The organism is Limnospira sp., assembly GCF_051859755.1.
Classification (GTDB): Bacteria; Cyanobacteriota; Cyanobacteriia; order Cyanobacteriales; family Microcoleaceae; genus Limnospira; species Limnospira fusiformis.
On record NZ_JBIMLI010000355.1, the window covers coordinates 1 to 1131 of the forward strand.

At 48.5% G+C, this 1131-nt stretch carries 2 pseudogenes; both read left to right on the plus strand.

The features are described from left to right. Positions 1-291: 291 nt before the first annotated feature. Positions 292-456, plus strand: a pseudogene (locus ACTIE0_RS24595) (IS630 transposase-related protein); the annotation flags it as partial. Between the two features lie 64 nt (positions 457-520). Further along, positions 521-1054: pseudogene (locus tag ACTIE0_RS24600) on the plus strand (IS630 transposase-related protein); the annotation flags it as partial. Between the last annotated feature and the right edge of the window lie 77 nt (positions 1055-1131).

The window sequence follows — 1131 nt, forward strand, 5'->3', positions numbered from 1 at the left end:
TGTGCGGGTTGGGGGCTACTCAAGTGCAATCTGGGCAGGCTGACACTCGTAGCAGTTTTACCGGAAGTAAAGAGGCGTGATCGACCTGGCATCAGTTTGTTGTCCGGGCAATCGAGAGGGGGACCCATCGCGAACAGAAACCGGGTGGGGGTGCGATCGCGACAACCCCCTACGATTGCCTACCAAAATCCCCAGAGGCTCAGTCTGTTAGAGTGTACTGGGTTACTATAGCACCAGACAGGAAAGTTAGGACGTATAATGGAGAGGACGAGATGACTAAGAAGACCAAAAATGCCAGCCCCCTATAGTTACGACCTCAGACAAAAAGTTATTAATGCAATTGAACTAGACGGTATGCCCAAAACATAAGCCAGTCAACTTTTCCATGTCAGCCGGAACACCATTAATCTCTGGCTGCAAAGAAAAGCACAGACCGGAGACTTCCTCCCTCAACCTATAGCACAAGACAGGAAAGTTAGGACGTATAATGGAGAGGACGAGATGACTAAGAAGACCAAAAATGCCAGCCCCCTATAGTTACGACCTCAGACAAAAAGTTATTGATGCCATTGAACTAGACGGTATGCCCAAAACAGAAGCCAGTCAAGTTTTCCATGTCAGCCGGAACACCATTAATCTCTGGCTGCAAAGAAAAGCACAGACCGGAGACTTCCTCCCTCAACCTAATCACCCACCTGGCAATAACCACAAAATTACCGACTTGCAAAAATTCAAGGCTTTTGCCCAAGAGCATGGCCACAAAACCTCCGCTCAGATGGCTGAACTTTGGGATGACGACATCTCTCCTCGCACCATATCCAGAGCCTTGAAGAAAATTGGCTTCACCAGAAAAAAAACTTACGGCTACCAAGAACGTTGGAAGCAACAGCGAGAGGAGTTTATGGCTCAGATTGAACAGATGGAGCCGGAAGGGTTGGTTTACCTCGATGAAGCTGGCATGAATAGTCAAGACTCCGATTATCCTTATGGTTACTGCCAGGAAGGACAACGCTTCCATGCCCTCAAATCAGGGAAGAGGCAGGGCAGGGTGAGCTATAGCATTAGTCAAGGTGGTTAGGACGCAGCTTTGAGAACGGAATCCATGGCATCATGGAGAGAATCAAACTGCTC